Origin of the sequence: Acidovorax sp. NCPPB 3576 (assembly GCF_028473605.1) — a bacterium.
Lineage (GTDB): Bacteria > Pseudomonadota > Gammaproteobacteria > Burkholderiales > Burkholderiaceae_C > Paracidovorax.
The window spans coordinates 5,189,317-5,209,717 of record NZ_CP097267.1; the positions used below are offsets into that span (position 1 = coordinate 5,189,317).

The window sequence follows — 20,401 nt, forward strand, 5'->3', positions numbered from 1 at the left end:
ATCGGTGACTGATATGAAAATGGCGCGAGGCACTTGCAGTGCCGCTCATTCCATCCGGCGGGTTACGCTATACAAGTTTTTTGCCTAGGAACTCCACTCATGACCCCACCCAGCCGCGTTCTCAACCCCTTGCTGCGCGAACGCACCATGTCGGCCGAACAGGCCGCCGAGCTGATTCCCGACGGCGCGCGCGTGGGCATGAGCGGCTTCACCGGCGCGGGCTATCCCAAGGCGGTGCCAACTGCGCTGGCACGCCGCATCGAAGGGCTGCACGCGGCTGGCGAGCCCTTCAGCATCGGGCTGTGGACAGGCGCCTCCACCGCGCCGGAGCTGGACGGCGCGCTGGCCAAGGTGGGCGGCATCAACATGCGCATGCCTTACCAGTCCGACCCCACCTGCCGCCAGCAGATCAACGCCGGCCAGATGCAGTATGTGGATGTGCACCTGTCGCACGTGGCGCCCTATGTGTGGTTCGGCTTCTGGGGCAAGCTCGATGTGGCGGTGATCGAGGTGGCGGGCGTGCTGCCCGACGGGCGGCTGATCCCGTCGTCCTCGGTGGGCAACAACAAGACCTGGCTGGACCAGGCGGACCGCATCATCCTGGAGGTCAACAGCTGGCAGCCCGAGGGCCTGGAGGGCATGCACGACATCTACTACGGCACCGATCTGCCGCCCAACCGCGTGCCGATCCCGCTGGTGCGCCCGGCCGACCGCATCGGCGAGCCCTATCTGCGCTGCGACCCTGCCAAGGTGGTGGCCGTGGTGGCCACGCACGCGCCGGACCGCAATTCGGCCTATGCCGCGCCGGACGACACCTCGGAGCGCATCGCCGGCCACATCATCGAGTTCCTGCAGCACGAGGTGGCGCGGGGCCGCCTGCCGCCCGGCCTGCTGCCGCTGCAGTCCGGCGTGGGCAACATCGCCAACGCCGTGCTGGCCGGCCTGAACGCCGGGCCGTTCGACCACATGACGGCCTACACCGAGGTGCTGCAGGACGGCATGCTGGACATGCTGCGCTCGGGCAAGCTCGACAGCGCCTCGGCCACGGCGCTGTCGCTCAGCCCGGCGGCCACCGAGGAATTCACCCGCCACATCGACTTCTACCGCGAGCGCATCGTGCTGCGCCCGCAGGAGATCAGCAACCACCCCGAGCTGATCCGCCGCCTGGGCCTGATCTCGATGAACGGCATGATCGAGGCCGACCTGTACGGCAACGTGAACTCCACGCACGTGATGGGCTCGTCCATCATGAACGGCATCGGCGGCTCGGGCGACTATGCACGCAACGCCTATCTATCGATGTTCCTCACGCCGTCGCTGGCCAAGGGCGGCGCCATCTCGTGCATCGTGCCCATGGCATCGCACGTGGACCACACCGAGCACGACGTGCAGGTGATCGTGACCGAGCAGGGCCTGGCCGACCTGCGCGGGCTGTCGCCCTCGCAGCGCTCGCGCGTGGTGATCGAGCGCTGCGCGCACCCGGACTTCCGGCCCGCGCTGCGCGACTACGTGGACCGCGCCGAGGCCAGCGGCTGCGGCCGCCACACGCCCCACCTGCTGGGCGAGGCGCTGTCATGGCACGAGCGCTACGTGCGCACCGGCACCATGCGCGCCTGAGCGACTCGCCAGGCGAAGGGGGCGCAGGATAATCCGGCCACTTTCCCGGCGCGCGCCGCGGGCCGGGCCCACCAATCCAACGCAAGGAATCCCATGTCCATCTGGAAGCGCCCCATCGATCTGCCCACCGTGCAAGCCGGAAACGAAGGCACGGCCGTGTCCCACCTCGGCATCGAGTTCATCGAGATCGGCGACGACTTCCTGCGCGCCCGCGTGCCCGTGGACGAACGCACCAAGCAGCCTTTCGGCCTGCTGCACGGCGGCGTGAGCGTGGTGCTGGCCGAGACGCTCGGCTCGGTGGGCGCTGTGTATGCCTCGCCCGAGGGCTGGCACGCCGTGGGCCTGGACATCAACGCCAACCACCTGCGCTCGGCCCGCAGCGGCTGGGTGACCGGCACCGCCAAGCCCGTGCACATCGGTCGCACGACGCAGGTGTGGCAGATCGACATGGTCAACGACGAGGGCGAACTGACCTGCGTGTCGCGCCTGACGATCGCCATGCTGGCGCCGCGCTGACCGCCGCGGCGGCGGATTTCAGGCCGGCGGCAGTGCCAGTGGAAATTGAGAATAAAGACCTTTACTACGTCCCGCGCCCAGCAAGGCTCTCAGAACATGTTGGCCATCGAGAGAACTGTTGCGGCCGGCGATGGAGTTCCAGCACAGACCGCGATCGACAAGTTGAGATCGAAGCTTGCAGCTGCTCGCAATGGCAGAGCGTGAGTTCGTCAATACTCATAGTGGCTTTCTCCTTTGGAGCGTGCCACTTGAGGGAATGAAGTGCACGTTATAGCCGCGATGGGCCATCCAAAACTGGAAACCAGTCTGCATTACCTATCGCGCCATCGGTTCGAGTAAGTGACTGTGCAATACTCCTGCCCCAAACAAATACTCATGGGTTTACTGCCTACCCGCGTCGTGTCTGCACCGATGGGCTGGCGAAACGCTCATGCGGGAAGGCCACGCCAGTGCAGACCGAACTTGCAGAATCATGGGAGGCAGAAGAACTCGCGCTCGATGTCGAGGCGTCTCCTATTATCTCGGCGTCGAGTGCGATATCGCGGCGGTTCAGGGAAGACGCACAGCTGTCATCTCGGGAGGTCTCCGCAGCATTCGGCGAGCCAATTCCGTTTCCCACCACTCGCTACTATGGCAGTAAGCGGCGACAGATGGGTTGGTTACGCGAGGAGTTTGGGCGGCTTGAGGGATGCACCGCACTCGATGCTTTTGGCGGGACAGGGGCCGTCTCGCACTTGTTGTCCCAAATGGGCTGGGATGTCACCTACAACGACATCTTCCAATTCAACACGATTTCAGCTCGCGCCTTATTTTCCTCGGCCAGGGTACCCCTATCGACCGCGGGGGTCGCATCGATTTTGAGGACGGTCAAACCACGTCCCGGGTTCATCCACGCCAACTTCGCCGGCCTCTACTTTACCGACGAGGAGAATGCTTGGCTCGATGGCTTCATGACCACTCTCACTCAGGTCGAGCCGGCTTGCAAGGATCTTCTCCTTCATTGTCTTTTCCAGGCATGCCTCAAAAAGCGTCCATATAACCTGTTCCATCGCGCCAACCTCAAGTTGCGCCAGTCGCGGGTCAAAGTGCAATTCGGGAACCGCACCACCTGGGAAAAGAGTTTCGCCGAACATATCCTGAGCACCTTTGAGGAAGTACGGCATATGCAGCGGGGTGTGGGTGGGAGTGTCACAGTCACAGCCGGTCGATCTGCCGAAGAGATCATCCCTGGCTACGACTTCGTCTACGTTGATCCGCCATATTTCAAGCGGACTCGGGACACAGAATCCTACCTGTCGCGCTATCACTTTCTCGAAGGCTTGGCTCGGTACGACGAGTGGCCCCAGTTGCTTGATGGAGGTGACCGTCTCCAACGGATTAAGGCCTCGACGGTTAGTGAATGGACAAGCAAAGCAGCCCTGAAAAGCGATATCGCAGCATTGATCCAAACACATCGAAATGCCAAGTTTGCTCTGTCCTATGTCTCAGGCGAGCATCCATCAGAAGCCGAGTTGTTTGACCTGTTCTGCGACAACTTCAGTCGCGTACGCCTGTCCCGCCGTGCCTACAGCCGCGCGTTGTCCAAGAAAAAGTTCTTCGAACTATTGCTGATCGGTGAGCCATGAGTCTATATAGCAAGAAGCTTTCTATCTCTACACCTTGGGCAATCTTTATCGTTGCGGTCCTTTTGCTGCTAGCGTTAGGAACGTTCACCATCCTCAAGACTGAAAAAGACTTTCTTGGGAATGAGGGGCCGCTGTGGGTCTTCGCGTCGGGCGTGGTCTCAGGGCTGATCGTTACGCTAGCGCAATTCTGTCTTAGTTGGGCGGATGCCAAAGCCATCGACCGTTTCCGGCACATGGGCGTCGAGAATGTGCTGACGACGCGCGACGAGGAAGCCTACTTCGGCAAGCTCATTCAGAAGGCACGTGCCCAGATAGATGTTCTGGGCTCTACAGCGACACGTCTGATGCAAGACTTTGCAGACCTCAACTCGCCAAAGGCAGAGAAGCAATCGTTAATAGAGGCACTGAAGAAGGGCGTGCCGGTCCGCATTCTTGTAGCGAGTCCCGCGCATCTCGATTCTGATGACCAGTACAAGTACTCGCTCACCCGCAAGCGCTTCGAGGTCATTGCGGAAACTTATCCGAACTTTGAAGCCCGTTACTTCAGTGCCACGCCGATCGCCGCATTTGTACGGGCGGACCATGAACTCGTAGTGGGCCCAGTTCTGCCGGGGGTGGAGAGTAAGCACACGCCGGCACTGCATGTTTACAACCATAGTCCCTACGCAGCTTCGTACTTGAAGTACTTCGAAGAGACTTGGAAGATCGCCACTCCGTTGAGCGACATGCCTCCCCTGGAGCCACAGCAGTGATCGTACGCGTAAGCGTCCCATCACGCGTGCATCTCACGCTGATCGATCTCGGACGAACAGGATATCGCCGTAATGGCGGCGTGGGCTTCGGCATCGCCGCACCACGATCTACCTTTGCCTTTGCGCCTGACACCGCGGTTGACCTGAGCGCACTGGCGTCATGTGGCTATCGCCTCGCTGAGATCGAGTCGCTAACCATACGCCTAGAACACCTCATAGAGCAACAGCAGTTGGCGCACGGACTGCTCCTTAATGAGGTCCAACTGCCGGATCGGCACGCCGGATTCGGCACAGGAACCGCCGTTGCACTGGCCAGCCTGGAATCGCTCTTCTTACTGAACGGCCGTGACGTGAGCCAGGAGTTCTTGCGCTCCCACTGCGGGCGGGGCGGCGCCTCAGGTATTGGTCTGAGCAACTATTTCACTGGCGGCTTCATCTTCGATGCCGGTCGACGGTTTAGCTCTGCACCCATCGTTGGATCGGACGCAACGCAGGAGGTGAATGAGCAGCCATTGGAGATTTTGCGCGTTGACCTGCCGGATTGGCCTATGGGCGTCTTAATCCCGCCGGGCGCTTCAGCACTTTCCCTGGAGCAGGAGCAAGCGTTTTTTGTCCAGCGGCTCCCACTCGAGGAAGCTGAGGTGTTCGAAGTCACATACCACGCTGTGTTCGGTACGCTGACTGCCGTACGATGCGGCGATTACGATGCATTCTGCGCATCGATAAACGCTTTGCAGCGCTGCGCGTGGAAGCGCGCCGAGATCGACCTCTACGGGCAGAGCGTTCGCGCATGTGTCGCTCATCTCACATCGATTGGATGCGACGCCGTGGCACTGAGTAGCATAGGTCCGGCATTGATCTTCTGGGCTCGCGATCTTGACGCCACTTTCGCTGCCGCAGTAAGCACTTACGGGCCGTCCGCTGTGTTCCGAACTCGTCCGGACAACGTTGGGCGGACTCTCACCCATGATTGAGATCGTCTTCTTCTCCACGAATCGATCAAAGCTAGCGCATTTTCGCTATCTGGGAGAGAAGGCCGGCTTTCGCGTTAAGGGGTTTCACGAAACCACGTACTACGCCAGCTACAACGAGCCAAAGATTGATGATCGATCGGAGTTGTTGAGGCTCAGCTATGAGAGCGCGCTGGAGCAATGGCTGAAGCGCCAGGGCGCGAACGATGATGATCACAGTACCTTCTTCTTCGAAGACACCTCCGTAGTTGTTGAAGCCTTGAGCAAGAACGGGGAGATACCCGGCGTCAATGTCAAATACTGGATGCGTGACATGACCTTTGCGAAGCTGGATGCATCGCTGAAGCGCGCCGGTAACAACCGCAAGGTCACGGTCCGCTCCGACATCGTGATGCACCTTCCGCAGCGTTGGCGGACTTTACTGAATACAACCGATCGGTATCTTTCGGTGGTGGGCGAATCCCATGGGGTGATTGCAAACTACGAGCACGAGATTCAACCGAACTTGGTGTACCCGTGGCTCGACGACAAGACGTTCAACAAGTGGTTTGTACCTGTCGGAGCCAGCGGTCCGATCAGCATGCTGAACATCGAGGCAGCCGATCTCGCCGACTTTCGAGCACACGCCTTCGAGAAGATCACGACAGTACTCCGTGACAGGCTTAGCTTCCTCGCAACACCCCAGAAACAAGACGCAGACCAGTTACCCATTCCAGGCATTCCAAAGTATCCGTCCGTCTTCGTCATTTGCGGACCGAGTTGCGCTGGCAAGTCCACAACTGCGTACTGGATGCGGGATAAGTACGAACTTCTTCATGTCGAAGCCAGCGACTTCATGCACAAGGCATTTTGGGAACGCCATGGGCCTGGGACAAACGTGCGCATCGGAGATTTCGCGGAGGCGGCACTCCAAACACAACCCGGCATTGTGGCGCTGCCTATTGCCCGCTTCCTTCAGGAAATTGAGGCCTCGGGTGCGGTTGTGACGGGATTCCGCTCTACCAAAGAAGTGAAGGCCTTTCAACAGGAACTGGGGGCCGGCACCGAGGTCGCGCTCATGTACCTAAACGCCTCAGAGCCGATCCGATTGGACCGCGCACTCAGACGCGGCCGAGATGACATCACGCCGGAGAAATTCGCGAAACGAGAGGTACAAGAGATCCGGATGGGCGTGGTAGACATTGCAGCACTACCGAATAGCGATCTGCAACTTAATGAGGGCAGCCTAAAGGAGCTCTATGGGGCCGTCCGTACGCGATATCGCAAGGCCCTAAAAGTCTATACGTCCAATAAGGAGCGGCGCGCACAACGACAGCAGCCACACCGGGCCCAGCTTGAAGGCTTGATTCTTCGAACGTTGCACGCGGAGCAAAATAAGTGGCTCACCACGACGGAGATCGCGGCGGCACTAAATCGAAGGTTCAACGAGGCAAAGTCCAAAAACAATGTCAGTCGATACTTCAATCAGGAGTTCCATCCGTACTACGAGCTCCGCTTTCGGGAGCGGGATGGCAAGCGAACAGGCATCCTTGAATATCGGCTGTCAGCCACAGGCATCAGCCGCGCAAAGCAATTGAATGCTGCTCCGGACGCTCGAAATAACAGAAAACGCGGGAGCGGACACGCCGAGCCAGCGCAGTTGTCGCTCCCCCTTCCGTCGCAAGAAGACTGACCACCTGACGTTCTACGGATCGTGCCGGAAGCACAACGGTTCTAGTGCGCTACTGCATGACGAGAGTCTCACCCAATATTGCGAGACTGGGCAGGAACGCTCCGAGGTCGGCATTCGCAGTTACTTCGCATCTTCTTGCCTTGGCCCGCAGACTATGTCTGATCGGTTTCACCAGTGCCCGCGATATCGGCCGATCCCCCCATTTCCGCAGTGCTCTTCGTTCTTTTCGAGACGGCCATCCGTGATGGTTGCCTGCCGCCACGAAAGCGCATTGACGATGATCTCCAATGGCTGCTATTGGGATGGCAAATTTAGAGAGGAGATTCGTCGCCCCGTGATTGAACCGCCCCGATTTCCGCGGAGGCTGTTTGGTTTAAGTCATCCCACCACCGCGGTGGTCTGACTGGCGAGTTGCCGGTAGTAGTTTGCCTCGGCCTCGGCTGGCGGGATGTAGCCGATGGGTTCGAGCAGACGTTGGTGGTTGAACCAGGAGACCCATTCGAGCGTGGCGAACTCGACGGCCTCCCTGGTTTTCCAGGGCGCCCGGCGGTGAATCAGCTCGGCCTTGTACAGGCCGTTGATGGTCTCTGCCAGAGCGTTGTCGTAGCTGTCGCCCTTGCTGCCGACAGACGGCTCGATGCCGGCCTCGGCTAGCCGCTCGGTGTAGCGGATGCTGACGTATTGCGAGCCCCTGTCCGAGTGGCAAACCAGGCTGCCATCGCGCTCGGGTTGTCGGGCGTACAGGGCCTGCTCCAGCGCATCGAGCACGAGGTCCGTGCGCATCGAGCTGCTGACCCGCCAGCCCACGATGCGGCGTGCGAACACGTCGATGACGAAGGCCACGTACAGCCAGCCCTGCCAGGTGGGAACGTAGGTGAAGTCGCTGACCCACAGCTGGTTGGGCCGCTCTGCACGGAACTGCCGGTTGACCCGGTCCAGCGGGCATAGGGCCTTGGCATCGCCGATGGTGGTGCGCACGACCTTGCCGCGCGTTTGGCGCGGGCACAGCGCCTGTGGGGCTCGCGCAGCAGCGCGGCATGGCGCCGATACGCCGACGGGGCAACCTGCAGGACCTTGCAGAGCGGCTCGACCCCGAAGGCTTTGCGGTGCTGGTCGATGAAGGCTTTCACGACTTCAGTCGGCGGTCGAGCTCCGCTTGGGCGAAAAACGCGCTGGCCAGCTTCAGTATCTCGTTGGCCCGGCGCAGCTCCTTGACCTCGCGCTCGAGCTCCTTCATCCGCTGCGCCTCGCGACTCGTGACGCCTTCGCGCGCACCAGCATCGACCTCGGCGCGCTTGACCCATTCGTTCAAGGTCTGTGGCACGCAGCCAATCTTGGGCGCAATGGACTCGGTGGTCGCCCACAGCGACGGGTACTCCCTACGCTGCTCCTGCACCATCCTCACCGCGCGCTCGCGCACCTCGGGCGAGAACTTGTTCGACTTGCTCATGGCTCAATCCTCTCAGAGTGTTGAGCCTCCGCAGAAACCGGGGCGGTTCAGTAGGATGTTTCAGTGCCGGAGGGGCGGCGTGGCCGTTTTCCCCAGCGCGCGTGGATGACGCTGTGCACAACAGGGCGGGAAGTGCTGGAAACCAATGCCGGCCCGACTTCCACCAACCTGCTCACAAACTAGGCAGCCAGACCCTGGGGCCGACGTTGAGCCTTTACCGGATGGTGAGCACACACGCGGACTCATTAAACGCAAAGACGCAGACTCAAGGAACGCCAAAAGCCGTGACATTCACGGCGCACCATACCGGTGCATCACACCGCCCTCGAGCGACGATTGCATCGTTGCCGGTGCTTTTTTAAGAACTTTCCGACCACATTTGCAAAATTAAAGAACTATTTGCAAAGGTAGCGACTTCATTCTCAATTTCCACCAGTCAGGCCGCGCCGGGCTCCGCCCGCGCCATGCGCTCGCTTTTCCAGTACACGTCGTCGCCGCCATCCAGGCGGTTGAGCACGCGCGCCAGCACGAACATCAGGTCCGAGAGCCGGTTGAGGTAGCGGCGCGGTGCATCGCGCACGGTCTCCACGGCGCCCAGGGCCACCACCGAGCGTTCGGCGCGGCGGGCAACCGTGCGGCAAACATGCGCCTGCGCCGCAGCGCGCGTGCCGGCGGGCAGGATGAATTCGGCCAGCCGCGGCAGCGCCGCATTGTGGGTGGCCAGGGCCTCGTCGAGCTGCGCGAGCGCCTCGTCCTTGAGCAGCTCGAAGCCGGGGATGGAAAGCTCGCCGCCCAGGTTGAACAGCTGGTGCTGCACGTCCGACAGCAGCGTGCGCACCTCGGCGGGCAAGGGCTCGCACAGCAGCAGGCCGATGTGCGAGTTGAGTTCGTCCACATCGCCCATGGCGTGCGGGCGCGGGCTGTCCTTGGAGACGCGGGTGTTGTCGCCCAGGCCCGTAGAGCCGTCGTCTCCGGTGCGCGTGGCGATCTGTGTCAGTCGGTTGCCCATGGGCTGCTCCTTGTGCGTTGCGGACCGCCCTGGCGGCGGCCGCGGGCATTGTGCGTTACAACCGGCAGGCAAATGTGTATCGGGGCAACAGCGGGCAAAATCGCTGGCCGGGCGCCGCGGGTTGCGGTGCAATGCAATCCTGTTCAACTTTCACGGAGCGTGAACCCCATGGCAGCTCAGCGACGACGCAACCTTGCTTTCGACAGCCGCAGCGTGATGCTGTTCGCGGCGATCACCCTGGGAGGTGCCGCAGTGCATGCACAAACGCCTTCTCCGACCCTCACATCCCCGTCCAACCAACCTCCCCAGACCGCGTCGGGCACCTCCATGGGCCTGCATCCCGGCGCCAAGGGCGCCACCTTCGGCGGCTCGCAGCCGGCCGCACCAACCGCCAGCGCATTCGATCGCGTTGACACCGACAAGAACGGACAACTGACCCTGGCAGAGGCCGCACGCCTGCCCGCCATCGGCAACCGTTTCAAGGAGCTCGACAAGGACCATGACGGTGCCCTGTCGCGCTCGGAATTCGAGGCCGGCGCCCACTCCTGACGCCGCCCGGAGCAACTACCACACGAACTCCATTCCACCCCGACGGGCCCGCATGCTGAGGAGCATGCGGGCCTTGACGCGTGGGCGGCCATGCAGCGCTGTCGCTGTCACATGGCAGGTGGTGCCCCTCTCAACCTGCCGGTGGCATCGTTTCAATCGTTCAGCGACGACAGAAACTGCTTGAGTTCCGGCGTCTGCGGGTCGCCGAACAAGTCCTGCGGCGGGCCCATCTCGTGCACGCGGCCCTGGTGCATGAAGATCACGCGGTTGCTCACCTTGCGGGCGAAGGCCATCTCGTGCGTGACCATCAGCAGGGTCATGCCCTCGCGGGCGAGCGACTCCACCACGCGCAGTACCTCGCCCACCAGTTCGGGGTCAAGGGCGGAAGTGATCTCGTCGCACAGCAGCACGGCCGGCTCCATGGCCAGCGCACGGGCGATGGCCACGCGCTGCTGCTGGCCGCCCGACAGCTGGTCGGGCATGGCGTCGAATTTTTCGGCCAGGCCCACGCGCTGCAGCAGCCGGACCGCCTGCGCGGCCGCGTCCTTTTGCGAGCGCTGCTTGACCAGCGTGGGCGCCAGCATGACGTTGCGGCCCACCGAGAGGTGCGGAAAGAGATTGAAGTTCTGGAAGATCATGCCCACGCGCTGGCGCAGCTCGCGCATGGCCATGGCGCTGTCGTGCAGCAGCGGCTTGCCGTCCACCGTGAGCGCGCCGTCCTGGAAGACTTCCAGGCCGTTGATGCAGCGCAGCAGCGTGCTCTTGCCCGAGCCGCTCTTGCCGATGATGGCGATCACCTCGCCGGCCTGCACCGTGAGGTCGATGCCCTTGAGCACCTCGTTGGTGCCGTAGGACTTGCGCAGCGCGGTGATCTGCACGATGGGCCGGCCGGCCGGCGCAGGGACGCGGGGCGCCACGGCGGGCGCATCGGCCAGGGTTTCAGCGGCGGCGGCCATGGAACTTCCTTTCGAGGTGTTGCGCATACAGGCTCACGGGAAAGCACAGCGCGAAATAGACGAGCGCCACACAGGCAAAGACGGCGAACGGCTTGAAGGTGGTGTTGGCGATCATTCCCCCGGCCTTGGTCAGCTCCACGAAGCCGATCACCGAGGCCAGGGCCGTGCCCTTGACGACCTGCACGAGAAAGCCCACCGTGGGCGCGGTGGCGATGCGCACGGCCTGCGGCAGGATCACGTGGCGCATCTGTTCGCCGAACGACAGGGCCAGGCTGCCCGAGGCCTCCCACTGGCCCTTGGGCACGGCGGCCACGCAGCCGCGCCAGATCTCCACCAGGAACGCGCTGGTGTAGAGCGTGAGCGCCACGGCGGCCGAGGTCCAGGCCGACACGTTCAGCCCCACCAGTGCCAGGCCGAAGTACGACAGGAACAGCTGCATCAGCAGCGGCGTGCCCTGGAAGACCTGCACGTACAGGCCCACGGCGCGCTCCGCCGCACGGCCGCCGGTGAGGCGCGCCACGAGCAGCAGCCCGCCCACCAGCCCACCGCCGACGAAGGCGATCAGCGAGAGCACGACGGTCCAGCGCGCGGCCAGCAGCAGGTTGCGCAGGATGTCCCAGAAGGTGAAATCGACCATCTCGCGTTCCTAGAAAAGTGCCGGAGCCATGCTCAGCGGCCGAAGAGAAAGCGCGGGCCCACCCAGTGCAGCAGCCGGCGCAGCGCGATCGAGAGCACGAGGTAGATGCCGGTGGCCACGATGAACGACTCGAACGCGCGGAAGTTGCGGCTCTGGATCAGGTTGGCGGCGTAGCTCAGGTCCTGCACCGAGATCTGGCTGCACACCGCCGAGCCCAGCATCACGATGACGATCTGGCTCACCATGGCGGGCCACACCTTCTTGAGCGCGGGCGGAAGCACCACGCGCGTGAAGACCTGAACGCGCGACAGCGCCAGGCTCACCGCCGCCTCGATCTGGCCGCGCGGCGTGGCCTGGATGCCGGCGCGGATGATCTCGGTCGAGTAGGCGCCCAGGTTCATCACCATGGCGATGAACGAAGCCGCCTCGGGCGAGAGCTTGACGCCCGCCGCCGGCAGCCCGAAGAAGATGAAGAACAGCTGCACGATGAAAGGCGTGTTGCGGACCAGCTCCACATAGGCCGCCACCGGCCAGCGCAGCGCCGCCGGTCCTTCGGCCCTGGCCCAGGCGCAGGCGATGCCCACGGCCATGCCCACCACGGTGGCCACGGCCGTGAGGGCCAGGGTCCAGGCCACGCCCGTGGCCAGCAACGGCCACTGCGACAGCACGGCCATGAAGTCGAACTCGATGCGCATGGGCGGCCGATCAGGTCAACGGATCAGGGGATGCGGACGGCGGGGCTCAGACCGGCAGGTCGCCGGCGGGGCGGCCCAGCCACTTCTTGGCCATGGTGTCCAGCTCGCCGCTCTTCTTGGCGCCGGCGATGATTTCATTGACCTTGGCCATCAGCGCGGCCTCGCCCTTGGGCAGGCCGATGAAGCACGGGCTGTCCTTGAGCAGCAGCTTGTATTCGGCCTGCAGCTGCGGGTTCTTCTGCATCATGTTGCCCGCCACGGAGGCGCTGGTGGCCACGAACTGCGTCTGCCCGGCCACGAAGGCGGCGATGGTGGCGTTGTTGTCCTCGAAGCGCTTCACGTCGATGCTGGGCGGTGCGACCTTGGCGAGTTCCTGGTCTTCCATGGCGCCTCGCGTGACGGCCACGCTCTTGCCGGCCAGGTCGCTCCAGGCCTTGGCCGTGAGGGACTTGGGGCCGAACACGGCCTGGTAGAACGGCGCATAGGCCGAGGTGAAGTCGATGACCTTCTCGCGCTCGGGGTTCTTGCCCAGCGTGGAGATGACGAGGTCGGCCTTCTTGGTCTGCAGGTAGGCGATGCGGTTGGCGCTGGTCACGGCCACCAGTTCCACCTTCACGCCCAGTTTGGCGGCGATGAGTTCGGCCATGTCGATGTCCAGGCCCTGGGGCTTGAGATCGGTGCCGACGAAGCCGTAGGGCGGGTAGTCGGTGGGGATGGCGATCTTGATCGTCTTGGATTTCAGGATGTCGTCCAGCGCCGTTTGCGCATGCACGGGGGCCACGGCGCAAACGAGGCCGGCGGCGGCCACGAGGCCCAAGGCCAGGCGGCGGGAGAGAAAGCGGGTGGCGAAGGTCATAGCAAGGCTCCTAGGTAGGTGGATGCGTCGCCCGGGGACGCGGCGGGGGATGGGGAAGCGGTGGACGAATCGGAAGAAGGCGAAGGGCCTGCGGCACGCCCGGTGCGCACGGGCGCCAGCGCGCTGCGCAGGTGTTCGAGCGGGTCGGCGCTGGCCGGCAGGCGCAGGGCGGACTGCACCGAGCCGATGTGCTCGGCCATCAGCGATTCGGCGCGGGCGATATCGCCCGCCTCCAGCGCCTCGACGATGCGCACGTGGTCGTCGCACGATTGCGCCGCGTCGTGCGACGACTGGTACAGCATGGCGATGAGCGTGGTGCGCGCGGTGAAGTCTCGCAGCGTGTCGGCCAGCAGGCCGTTGCCCAGGCACTCGGCCAGGCACACGTGGAAGTCGCCGAGCAAGAAGCTGCGCGCACCCACGTCGGTGCCGGCCAGGGCCGCCTTCTCGCGCTGCAAGTGGGCACGCAGCTTGCGCACTGCAGCCTTGTCCACCGTCTTCAACTGGTGCAGCAGGCCCAGCTCGATCACGCGGCGCGCCTCGAAGGCCTCGCGCGCTTCGTCCTCGGAGGGCTCGATCACGTACCAGCCGCGGCGCGCGCTGACGGTGACGATGCCGCGCGTGGACAGCCGCGTGAGCGCCTCGCGCACGATGGTGCGGCTGCAGTCGAACAGCATGGCGAGCTGCTGCTCCCCCAGGCGCGCGCCGGGGGCGAGCTTCTGGGCCATCACGGCTTCGATGATGCGGTTGCTGATTTCGGTGGCGCTGGTCATTGCCACGGAACTACGCAGGTTCCGTGCCAACTGGTATACAAGCCAGATGCACCAGTTTGGCGCCTGGCTCGCGCGCCTCGGATCAGCTCAGTTCAGAGCACGCCGTCCCAAGCCTCCAGGGTGGCGGAAGCCGGCGCCGGCCCGCACCAGCCCAGGTCGTCGAAGAACTGCATCCACGGCGTGCCGGGGCCGTGCTCCGGCCAGCCGGGGTCACCCTGCACCACGAAGTTCGCCCAGGCGCCGTGCATGGCATCGGCCAGGGATTGCGGCGGAGCATTGCCGGTCAGTTCGCGGCCGGTGGACGTTTCCAGGTGGTTGAAGACGAACGGCAGGTCCATTCCGTGCGCGGCACCCAGTTGGCCGCCGCATTGCGGCGAGCGCCATTCCAGTTCGTACAGGTGCACCGGCAGCCGTTGCGCGGCGGCCAGGGCTGCGATGCGACGCGCGGGCACGCGGTAGTAGTAGTCGGACTGCATGGCGCACAACATCTCGCCCGCATGATTGCCCCCCTGGCATGCGGGCAACGCCGCATACGCCTGGCGAGCGGCAGGCGGCAGGCCCGTGTCCCGCATGAAGGCGGTGACGTCATCTTGGGTGATGCGATCGATGGCGCCGCCCGGCACGTGGTACAGGCGCATTTCCTCGGCATTGCTGCCCACCAGCACCTGCAAGGCCGGGCGCTGCGGCACTGCCCACCGGCGGTGCAATGCGGCCAGCGGCGCCTGCGGGAGCACTTGCCCGTCGATCACCGGGCGCAGCGGGAACAGGGTGCGACGGCTGAAGCCGTGCCGGTCGCGCAGGGTTTCGTCTTCGGCCAGACGGTGCACAGCGAACAGCACGTCCGCCAGCGGCGCATTGCCCAGGCCCTGCGGCGTGGGCGGCACGCCCAGCAGTTGCGCCACGGCGGTGCGCACCACCTCGGCCTCCGCCGCCGTCTGGCAGGCCACGCTGGGGCTTTGCAGGATGGCGCGGTGAAAGAGGCCCTGTGCCGCCTGCATGCCCATCAGGCAGGCGATGGCGCCCGCGCCGGCCGATTCGCCGAACACCGTCACGCGCTCAGGGTCGCCACCGAAGGCAGTGATGTGGTCCTGCACCCAGCGCAGCGCGGCCTGCATGTCGAGCAGGCCCCGGTTGGCGGGCGCATCGCCACCGAAGTGCATGAAGCCGTCCACGCCGAGGCGGTATTGCAGCGACACGAACACGATGCCCTTGCGGGCGAACGACGCGCCGTCATACAGCGGGTCGCTCGCCCCGCCGCGCAGAAAGCCGCCACCGGGAATCCACACCATCACGGGCAGATGGGCACCCGCACGGGGCTCGGGTGTCCACACGTTCACTGTCAGGCAATCCGGGCCGCCGAGCATGCGGGCCTGCGCGCCGCCGCCGCGCGGCCACTGGGGCGGCACCGGCGCGAAGGCCGTTGCCTCGCGCAAACCCGACCAGGCGGCGACGGGCTCGGGGGCGGCGAAGCGCAGCGCGCCTTGCGGGGCCTGCGCATAAGGCACGCCGCGGAACACGGCAACGCCACGGTCAAGGCGCCCCTGCAGCCCACCTCCGTGGGAAAGGTGCACGCACGGCACGGTATCCAAAGTCATTCAGTGGCCAATCCCAGTTTGTCGATCAACGGTTTCCAGACCGAAGTATCGCGTGCCGCCCAGGTGCGCGCATCGCCCGGCACGGAGGGCGCCAGCGTCACGTTCATGGCCTCCATCCGCGCGCGGTAGGACGCATCGCCGCTGCGGCATTTCTCGGTCGCGGCATTGAGCGTGCCCAGCAGCGCGGGCGGCGTGCCGGCCCGGGCCACCACGGCGATCCACGCGGTGCGGGCCAGGTCCTTGGCGGCCGGCAGGGCCTCGCCGATCGAGGGCACATCCGGCAGCAGGGGCGAGCGCTGCGGCGCGAACACCGCCAGGGGCACGAGCTTGCCCGACCTGGCATGCGGCGCAGCCGTGCCGATGACCAGCGTCATCGCCTGGATCTGCTGGCCCATGAGGGCGGTGAGGCCGGCGCCCTCGCCCACGAAGGGCACGTGCGTGCCGGACACGCCCATGCGATCGAGCAGTGCCGACGTCAGCAGGTGCGCCGGGCTGCCCTTGCCGGGCGAGCCGAAGTCGAGCCCGCCGGGATGGGCCCTGGCCTGGTCCGCCAGTTGCGCCAGCCGCGTGATGCCCAGCCCCGCCGGCACGGCCAGCACCAGCGGCGTGCTGCCCAGCACCGCCACGCTGTCGAAGTCGTGCAGCGGGTCGTAGGGCGGCTGCTTGTAGACGTAAGGCGTGATGGTCATCTGCGACATGCCGATGGTCATCAGCGTGTAACCGTCGGCCGGCTGCGACTTGAGCGCATTGACGGCCAGGATGCCGTTGGCCCCCGGCTTGTTCTGGACCACCACGGGCTGGCCCATCTCCCGCGCGGCGCAGTCGGCCCAGGCGCGCGTCATGGCATCGGACGCGCTGCCCGGCGGCTGCTGGGCGATGAGCTGGATCGGCTTGGCGGGATAGGCCGCGGTCTGGGCGCCCGCCAGAAAGGCCAACGATGCGAGCGCGGCGCCGGCCAGGGCGCGCAGTGCGCCTGTGCGTTGGGGGGTCATGGTGTGTCTCCTTTTGTCGTGATAGATGCCGGGTGCACGCGGCGCGGAACGTGCCTGGGCCAAGGCACGGCGCCGGTCATGCCGGGCGCGGGGGCCTGGCGCGGGGTCGGGGTTTCGATGCCGGAGCGCCCGCGCGGGCCCGGCCGTCGCAGCGCTGCGCGATGAGCGTGGCCAGGCAATCGAGCTGCGCAGCGCCAGCCTCGTCGGCCGGGCGGAACATCTCCAGCAGGCCCAGGCCGCGCAGGGTGGAGAACACCAGCCCCACGAACCCCGCGCGCTCCGGGTCGCCCGCCAGTTCGGGGAACGCCTCGAAGAACCCCGCATGCATGCGCGCATTGAGGTCCTGGCGCAGCGCGGCGATGTGCGCCACGACCTCGGGCTGGTTGCGGCTGCCCAGGTAGATGTTCCACGCCGCCATGAAGCGCGGCTGCGCATAGACGATGTGCCACGCGGCCTGCACGAAATGCTGCGCGCGCTGCAGCGCCGGCAGCGATGCGGCGGGCCACAGCAAGCCCTCGCGGTCCTGCGCTGCGATCAGCTCGCTGAGCACGCGCATCATCAGCACGGCCTTCGACTCGAAATGGTGCTGCACCGCCCCCGACGTCATTCCCGCCGTGCGGGCCAGCTCGTGGATCGACATCGCCTCGAAGCTGCGCGACTGGATGACCTCGATGGCGGTGGCGATCAGGTGCTGCTGCGTGGCGGCGCTGCGCTCGGCATGGGTGCGGCTGGGGGCAGCGCGGCGGGGCGTGCGATGGATCATCGGCGGTGGACGTTATACATTTCGAACGTAATGTAAATACGCGGCAGCGAGGCCGTCAATCCCGGGCAATCCCCTGCCTCGGGGCCCCGCTGCCTACAATGAAAAACCGCACAAATCCAAGCCTGGAGACACGCCATGAATGCCCCCGCCGCCGCCACGCACCTGCTTCCTGAAATCCACCTGCGCCCCGTGCCTCAGGCATTGCTCGACGCACTCGCCGCCCGCTTCGGCGCGCAGTGCTCCACCGCCCAGGCAGTGCGCGAGCAGCACGGCCGCGACGAGGGCTCGCTCAAGGCGCCGCCGCCCTCGGCCGTGGTGTTCGCCGAAACCGTGCAGGACGTGGCCGACGCCGTGAAGCTCGCCGCACAGCACGATGTGCCGGTGATCCCGTATGGCGCGGGTTCCTCGCTCGAAGGCCACTTGCTGGCCGTGCAGGGCGGCATCAGCATCGATGTGAACCGCATGAACCGCGTGCTCAGCGTGGATGCCGACGACCTCACCGTGACCGTGCAGCCCGGCATCACGCGCAAGCAGCTCAACGATGCCATCAAGGACACGGGCCTGTTCTTTCCCATCGACCCCGGCGCGGACGCCAGCATCGGCGGCATGTGCGCCACCCGCGCCAGCGGCACCAACGCCGTGCGCTACGGCACCATGCGCGAGAACGTGCTGGCCCTGGAAGTGGTGACGGCCGGCGGCGAGGTCATCCGCACCGGCACGCGGGCCAAGAAGAGCGCGGCGGGCTACGACCTGACCCGCCTCATGGTGGGCAGCGAAGGCACGCTGGGCGTGATCACCGAAATCACCGTGCGCCTGTACCCGCTGCCCGAGGCCGTGTCGGCCGCCATCTGCTCGTTCCCGAGCATCGAGGCGGCCGTGCGCACCACCATCCAGACCATCCAGCTGGGCGTGCCGATCGCGCGCGTGGAGCTGATCGACGCGCACACCGTGCGCATGGTCAACGCCCACAGCAAGCTCGGCCTGCGCGAGGAGCCCATGCTGCTCATGGAATTCCACGGCTCGCCGGCCGGTGTAAAGGAGCAGGCCGAGGTGGTGCAGGAGATCGCGGCCGAATTCGGCGGCAACGCGTTCGAATGGGCCACCACCCCCGAGGAGCGCACCCGCCTGTGGACCGCGCGGCACAACGCCTACTTCGCCGCGGTGCAAAGCCGCCCCGGCTGCCGCGCCATCAGCACCGACACCTGCGTGCCCATCAGCCGCCTGGCCGACTGCCTGCTCGACTCGGTGACCGAGGCCGACGAGAGCGGCATTCCCTACTTCCTCGTCGGCCACGTGGGCGACGGCAACTTCCACTTCGGCTACCTGATCGACCCCGAGAGCGCCGAAGAGCGCCTGAAGGCCGAGGACCTGAACCACCAGCTCGTCGCCCGCGCGCTGCGCCTGGGCGGCACCTGCACGGGCGAACACGGCGTGGGCCTGCACAAGATGGGCTTCCTGCTGGACGAGACCGGCGCGGGCGCGGTGGACATGATGCGGGCCATCAAGCGCGCGCTGGACCCGAAGAACATCCTGAACCCGGGCAAGATCTTCGCGATGTGACGCGGGCGGCCGAAGCCATGCCTGCGAAACGACTGGCCTTGCGCCGCCGGCGCTGGACCCTCGTTTTTTCCCTGCCGTTCACCGTGCTGATGCTGGTCATCTGCATCTATTCGGTCTTTCTCCTGTTCACGGGAAACCCGCTGGTCACCTTCATCGCAGGGCTCTCGGCATTCGGGGCCTTCTGCGTCGGGGGCACGCTGGGAAAGACGGTGCTCCAGGCCCTCTGCGACCTTCAACCCGCGGTGATCGTCGATTCGAACGGCTTGAACGACGTTCGCGGCGGGACGGGCCTGGTGCCGTGGCACGAGATCGAGCGGGTGAAGCTCGACCTGGACGAGCAGCGCATCCTGGTGGATGTGGCGGACCATGCGGCGCCCGATCGGCGCAGGTGGATCAGCCGGGCCCGGCGGCTTCTCTCCGGCGCCGACTACACCGTGGCGCTGGCGGGCCTGAGCTACCACCCCCAGGAACTGGAACGGGCGCTGGCCTGGCACCAACGGCAGGGCGGAAATCGCCGCGCGGTCCATGGCAAGATCGACGTCTGATCCCCTTGCGGCGATCGCCGGTTGAACCACGATGTCCAAGATCCTGCTGCTCATTGCACTGACCATCCCGCCCTGGCTCGCAGCCAGGCTGGATGCGCCCAGATGGGCCTTGCTGCTTTGCGCCGTGCCCTTCGGCCTGCTCGCGATGCGCATGGGAGACTCGGACGAGCACCTGTTCGGCGACGCGTCGGAGAAGGTCGGGCGCTTCCTGTTCTTGGCGATGGGCATCGGCGGCGTCGCGCTGGGACTGCTGGCGTGGAGCCTGCGGGGCACCGCCTCGGCCCTGGGGATGCTCTGGTGGTTTCTGCCGGTCGCCCTGGTGCTTTTGCTCGTGGGCATCGTCCGCGTCCTGTTCAAGTGATGGCCGCTTCGCGGGCGCCCGTTCCAGCGAACCCAAACATGGCACGTTCTCCCGACGGGACCCACCGGGCGGCACTGCGCTTCGAAGGCGAGATTCGGTTCGGCCCGGAATACTTTTGCCTGTCGATCGACGGCCGCGGCATCCCGCACCGGATCTTCGGCCAGCCCCTCCTGTGGTCGCCCGACTCCCGCTTCCTGGCCGCGCAGGAATGGCTGACCACCGACTACGCCACGGGGCCCATCACCTGCGCTGCGCTGATCGATGCGGCCGAATGGAAGATCGCCCGGCTGGAGGTGCTGGCCAAAGGGTTTGCGCAGGACTTCCAATGGGAGGCGGCCACCTTTCGGTACCAGCAGGCCTTTGCGGCCCGATCCACGGCCCGGTGCGCCCAGGTGGCACTGGAATCCGTGGAGGGCTGGGCGCCCATCGACGCCGCCCCGCCGCTTCCAGCCGATGGGGCATGACGCCTGGGACCGCCGCGCCTGCAACGCTAAAGTCCGCGTGATGGCC

At 65.3% G+C, this 20,401-nt stretch carries 20 protein-coding genes, 1 pseudogene and 1 other annotated feature; of the genes and pseudogenes, 11 read left to right on the forward strand and 10 right to left on the reverse strand.

Translation table 11 applies throughout. From position 1 onward, the window contains the following. Nucleotides 1-99 precede the first annotated feature (99 nt). The 6 genes from M5C98_RS23605 to M5C98_RS23630 all read left to right on the forward strand — a co-directional run bounded on the left by M5C98_RS23605 (nt 100) and on the right by M5C98_RS23630 (nt 7,153). Complete coding sequence (locus M5C98_RS23605) at nt 100-1,617, forward strand: acetyl-CoA hydrolase/transferase family protein (protein WP_272549961.1); 1,518 nt, start codon at nt 100-102, stop codon at nt 1,615-1,617. A 93-nt stretch (nt 1,618-1,710) separates the two neighbouring features. Continuing rightward, nucleotides 1,711-2,133 (forward strand): hotdog fold thioesterase, encoded by a 423-nt coding sequence (locus M5C98_RS23610; RefSeq protein ID WP_272549962.1) that lies wholly within the window; start codon nt 1,711-1,713, stop codon nt 2,131-2,133. A gap of 449 nt (nt 2,134-2,582) precedes the next feature. Beyond that, on the forward strand, nt 2,583-3,758 hold the full coding sequence (locus M5C98_RS23615; protein ID WP_272549963.1) for a DNA adenine methylase: 1,176 nt from the start codon (nt 2,583-2,585) through the stop codon (nt 3,756-3,758). Further along, on the forward strand, nt 3,755-4,510 hold the full coding sequence (locus tag M5C98_RS23620; protein ID WP_272549964.1) for a hypothetical protein: 756 nt from the start codon (nt 3,755-3,757) through the stop codon (nt 4,508-4,510). Before M5C98_RS23615 ends, M5C98_RS23620 begins: the two co-directional genes overlap by 4 nt. Next, on the forward strand, nt 4,507-5,484 hold the full coding sequence (locus M5C98_RS23625; RefSeq protein ID WP_272549965.1) for a beta-ribofuranosylaminobenzene 5'-phosphate synthase family protein: 978 nt from the start codon (nt 4,507-4,509) through the stop codon (nt 5,482-5,484). Before M5C98_RS23620 ends, M5C98_RS23625 begins: the two co-directional genes overlap by 4 nt. Beyond that, nucleotides 5,477-7,153 (forward strand): ATP-binding protein, encoded by a 1,677-nt coding sequence (locus tag M5C98_RS23630; protein WP_272549966.1) that lies wholly within the window; start codon nt 5,477-5,479, stop codon nt 7,151-7,153. Before M5C98_RS23625 ends, M5C98_RS23630 begins: the two co-directional genes overlap by 8 nt. Before the next feature lie 378 nt (nt 7,154-7,531). Here the strand turns inward: M5C98_RS23630 and M5C98_RS23635 are convergent. Together M5C98_RS23635 and M5C98_RS23640 are read right to left on the reverse strand one after the other, a co-directional pair. Continuing rightward, a pseudogene (locus M5C98_RS23635) lies at nt 7,532-8,603 on the reverse strand (IS3 family transposase). After that, nucleotides 8,209-8,325 (reverse strand) — a sequence feature (AL1L pseudoknot). (Overlaps the previous pseudogene by 117 nt.) A 436-nt stretch (nt 8,604-9,039) precedes the next feature. Then, nucleotides 9,040-9,612: a cob(I)yrinic acid a,c-diamide adenosyltransferase gene (locus M5C98_RS23640; protein WP_272549967.1), complete on the reverse strand. Its 573-nt coding sequence runs from the start codon at nt 9,610-9,612 to the stop codon at nt 9,040-9,042. 168 nt (nt 9,613-9,780) lie between these two features. On the opposite strand from M5C98_RS23640, the gene M5C98_RS23645 reads away from it, so the two are divergent. Further along, entirely contained in the window at nt 9,781-10,161 is a 381-nt protein-coding gene (locus tag M5C98_RS23645) for an EF-hand domain-containing protein (protein WP_272549968.1), read from the forward strand. Nucleotides 10,162-10,313: 152 nt separating this feature from the next. Here the strand turns inward: M5C98_RS23645 and M5C98_RS23650 are convergent, their stop codons facing one another. From M5C98_RS23650 to M5C98_RS23685, 8 genes are all read right to left on the reverse strand, one after another. Continuing rightward, nucleotides 10,314-11,117: an amino acid ABC transporter ATP-binding protein gene (locus tag M5C98_RS23650; protein ID WP_272549969.1), complete on the reverse strand. Its 804-nt coding sequence runs from the start codon at nt 11,115-11,117 to the stop codon at nt 10,314-10,316. Continuing rightward, nucleotides 11,101-11,754: an amino acid ABC transporter permease gene (locus tag M5C98_RS23655; protein WP_272549971.1), complete on the reverse strand. Its 654-nt coding sequence runs from the start codon at nt 11,752-11,754 to the stop codon at nt 11,101-11,103. The genes M5C98_RS23650 and M5C98_RS23655 overlap by 17 nt, the downstream gene beginning before the upstream one ends. Nucleotides 11,755-11,786: 32 nt before the next feature. Then, nucleotides 11,787-12,449 (reverse strand): amino acid ABC transporter permease, encoded by a 663-nt coding sequence (locus M5C98_RS23660; protein ID WP_272549972.1) that lies wholly within the window; start codon nt 12,447-12,449, stop codon nt 11,787-11,789. Nucleotides 12,450-12,495: 46 nt separating this feature from the next. After that, complete coding sequence (locus M5C98_RS23665) at nt 12,496-13,305, reverse strand: transporter substrate-binding domain-containing protein (protein ID WP_272549973.1); 810 nt, start codon at nt 13,303-13,305, stop codon at nt 12,496-12,498. After that, nucleotides 13,302-14,075, reverse strand: coding sequence for a GntR family transcriptional regulator (locus tag M5C98_RS23670; RefSeq protein WP_272549974.1), 774 nt, complete (start codon nt 14,073-14,075; stop codon nt 13,302-13,304). Before M5C98_RS23670 ends, M5C98_RS23665 begins: the two co-directional genes overlap by 4 nt. Nucleotides 14,076-14,167: 92 nt before the next feature. Next, nucleotides 14,168-15,670, reverse strand: a complete 1,503-nt coding sequence (locus M5C98_RS23675) for a carboxylesterase/lipase family protein (RefSeq protein WP_272549975.1) — start codon at nt 15,668-15,670, stop codon at nt 14,168-14,170. Then, a complete protein-coding gene (locus M5C98_RS23680) occupies nt 15,667-16,662 on the reverse strand; it encodes a Bug family tripartite tricarboxylate transporter substrate binding protein (RefSeq protein ID WP_272549976.1) in 996 nt (331 codons plus the stop codon). Before M5C98_RS23680 ends, M5C98_RS23675 begins: the two co-directional genes overlap by 4 nt. Nucleotides 16,663-16,738: 76 nt before the next feature. Further along, the gene (locus M5C98_RS23685) at nt 16,739-17,425 is read right to left on the reverse strand and encodes a TetR/AcrR family transcriptional regulator (RefSeq protein ID WP_272549978.1); all 687 of its coding nucleotides are present in this window, start codon (nt 17,423-17,425) and stop codon (nt 16,739-16,741) included. Nucleotides 17,426-17,560: 135 nt separating this feature from the next. On the opposite strand from M5C98_RS23685, the gene M5C98_RS23690 reads away from it, so the two are divergent. Genes M5C98_RS23690 through M5C98_RS23705 form a run of 4 tightly spaced genes read left to right on the forward strand, consistent with a single transcriptional unit; the run spans nt 17,561 to nt 20,355 of the window. Further along, a complete protein-coding gene (locus M5C98_RS23690) occupies nt 17,561-18,985 on the forward strand; it encodes an FAD-binding oxidoreductase (protein WP_272549980.1) in 1,425 nt (474 codons plus the stop codon). Nucleotides 18,986-19,002: 17 nt separating this feature from the next. After that, a complete protein-coding gene (locus M5C98_RS23695) occupies nt 19,003-19,530 on the forward strand; it encodes an STM3941 family protein (RefSeq protein WP_272549981.1) in 528 nt (175 codons plus the stop codon). Nucleotides 19,531-19,561: 31 nt separating this feature from the next. Next, on the forward strand, nt 19,562-19,891 hold the full coding sequence (locus M5C98_RS23700; protein ID WP_272549983.1) for a hypothetical protein: 330 nt from the start codon (nt 19,562-19,564) through the stop codon (nt 19,889-19,891). 38 nt (nt 19,892-19,929) lie between these two features. Next, nucleotides 19,930-20,355 carry a hypothetical protein gene (locus M5C98_RS23705; protein ID WP_272549985.1) on the forward strand — a complete coding sequence of 142 codons (426 nt, stop codon included), beginning with the start codon at nt 19,930-19,932 and terminating at the stop codon, nt 20,353-20,355. Nucleotides 20,356-20,401 lie beyond the last annotated feature (46 nt).

Coding starts and splice junctions, on each gene's coding strand:
- M5C98_RS23605 (WP_272549961.1), top strand. CDS start 100: ATGACCCCACCCAGCCGCGTTCTCAACCCCTTGCTGCGCGAACGCACC.
- M5C98_RS23610 (WP_272549962.1), top strand. CDS start 1,711: ATGTCCATCTGGAAGCGCCCCATCGATCTGCCCACCGTGCAAGCCGGA.
- M5C98_RS23620 (WP_272549964.1), top strand. CDS start 3,755: ATGAGTCTATATAGCAAGAAGCTTTCTATCTCTACACCTTGGGCAATC.
- M5C98_RS23630 (WP_272549966.1), top strand. CDS start 5,477: ATGATTGAGATCGTCTTCTTCTCCACGAATCGATCAAAGCTAGCGCAT.
- M5C98_RS23640 (WP_272549967.1), bottom strand. CDS start 9,612: ATGGGCAACCGACTGACACAGATCGCCACGCGCACCGGAGACGACGGC.
- M5C98_RS23645 (WP_272549968.1), top strand. CDS start 9,781: ATGGCAGCTCAGCGACGACGCAACCTTGCTTTCGACAGCCGCAGCGTG.
- M5C98_RS23650 (WP_272549969.1), bottom strand. CDS start 11,117: ATGGCCGCCGCCGCTGAAACCCTGGCCGATGCGCCCGCCGTGGCGCCC.
- M5C98_RS23655 (WP_272549971.1), bottom strand. CDS start 11,754: ATGGTCGATTTCACCTTCTGGGACATCCTGCGCAACCTGCTGCTGGCC.
- M5C98_RS23660 (WP_272549972.1), bottom strand. CDS start 12,449: ATGCGCATCGAGTTCGACTTCATGGCCGTGCTGTCGCAGTGGCCGTTG.
- M5C98_RS23665 (WP_272549973.1), bottom strand. CDS start 13,305: ATGACCTTCGCCACCCGCTTTCTCTCCCGCCGCCTGGCCTTGGGCCTC.
- M5C98_RS23670 (WP_272549974.1), bottom strand. CDS start 14,075: ATGACCAGCGCCACCGAAATCAGCAACCGCATCATCGAAGCCGTGATG.
- M5C98_RS23675 (WP_272549975.1), bottom strand. CDS start 15,670: ATGACTTTGGATACCGTGCCGTGCGTGCACCTTTCCCACGGAGGTGGG.
- M5C98_RS23680 (WP_272549976.1), bottom strand. CDS start 16,662: ATGACCCCCCAACGCACAGGCGCACTGCGCGCCCTGGCCGGCGCCGCG.
- M5C98_RS23685 (WP_272549978.1), bottom strand. CDS start 17,425: ATGATCCATCGCACGCCCCGCCGCGCTGCCCCCAGCCGCACCCATGCC.
- M5C98_RS23690 (WP_272549980.1), top strand. CDS start 17,561: ATGAATGCCCCCGCCGCCGCCACGCACCTGCTTCCTGAAATCCACCTG.
- M5C98_RS23695 (WP_272549981.1), top strand. CDS start 19,003: ATGCCTGCGAAACGACTGGCCTTGCGCCGCCGGCGCTGGACCCTCGTT.
- M5C98_RS23700 (WP_272549983.1), top strand. CDS start 19,562: ATGTCCAAGATCCTGCTGCTCATTGCACTGACCATCCCGCCCTGGCTC.
- M5C98_RS23705 (WP_272549985.1), top strand. CDS start 19,930: ATGGCACGTTCTCCCGACGGGACCCACCGGGCGGCACTGCGCTTCGAA.